Origin of the sequence: Pedobacter sp. HMWF019 (assembly GCF_003061025.1) — a bacterium.
In the GTDB taxonomy this organism is placed as follows: Bacteria; Bacteroidota; Bacteroidia; order Sphingobacteriales; family Sphingobacteriaceae; genus Pedobacter.
On record NZ_QAIL01000400.1, the window covers coordinates 1 to 1,135 of the forward strand.

2 protein-coding genes are annotated in these 1,135 nt (G+C 39.3%); both read right to left on the minus strand.

The window, feature by feature from the left end; genetic code table 11:
- Window positions 1–479 (minus strand): response regulator transcription factor (locus DBR11_RS21590; RefSeq protein ID WP_146186620.1); only part of this gene is annotated, 479 nt, incomplete at its 3' end.
- Window positions 480–1,135, minus strand: a 656-nt coding sequence (locus tag DBR11_RS30275; RefSeq protein WP_233260856.1) for a sensor histidine kinase KdpD, incomplete at its 5' end; no start/stop codon positions are given.

The window sequence follows — 1,135 nt, forward strand, 5'->3', positions numbered from 1 at the left end:
ACCTTACGCTGGGCAATCAGCTTATTCAACTCCCCCAATCCAGATTTATCACTGATCAGACCACTGATCTGATCTAAGGATTTACTATAAAACGCTTGTTGTTTATTTCTCTTATTTAACCTGCTTTCAATAGCATTAAGCAATTCTATATCATCAAAAGGTTTGGTCAGATAATCATCTGCCCCCATTTCCATTCCCTTTCTCATATCCAGGCGCTCTGCCTTGGCGGTAAGAAAAATAAAAGGTATAGTAGAAGTATTGGGATTTTTATTGAGCATATACAGCACACCATAGCCATCCAGCTCCGGCATCATGATGTCACAAAGGATCAGGTCTGGAAGATGTTGCGCTGCCAAATCGACCCCTACTTTTCCATGATTGGCTTCCAGAACTTCATAGCCAGCCAGATCCAAGATCTCTGCTACACTTTCCCGTATATCATTATTATCTTCTATAACCAGAATCTTTGTTTTCCCCATCTATTTATTAAAAGAAAGTATAAATGTTGTCTCTTTGTTAATTATACTGTTAAACTGCACTTCTCCCCTCATCAAGGTCACATAACGCAATACAATATTCAGTCCAAGTCCGGTTCCTGGAATATTCCCTGTATTATTCGCCCTGAAAAATGGCTGGAACAAATGAATCTGATCAGATTCAGGAATACCAATACCATTATCCTTTATAGTTACAATACATTGGCTTTCGTTGATCTCCGTATTGAACTCAATAAAAGTATTTTCCCCTGAATATTTTATGGCATTTCCAATCAGGTTGATCATACAATTCTTCAGCAGGTTCTGATCCAGCATCACCATACTCTCCAGGCCAGTATGCTGATAAATGATATTTTGATCCTGTTTGGCAATCATTTGCATTTCTTCAGTAATCTCCTCCGCAAGTTTAACCAGGTCAAATGAACTGAAAGTAGGCTCTACCCCGCCTGCTTCCAATCTTTCCAAAGACAGAAAATCATTGAGTATCGTGGTCAGGTTACCTACTGCATTTTTGATCTTACTGACATGTTTTTCAATATGTTTATTCTGAAAAGGCTGGGCATACTTTTCGATCAGCGAAGCGGAGAGTTGTACAGAACTGAGCGGTGTACGGAACTCATGAGAAGCCATAGAAACAA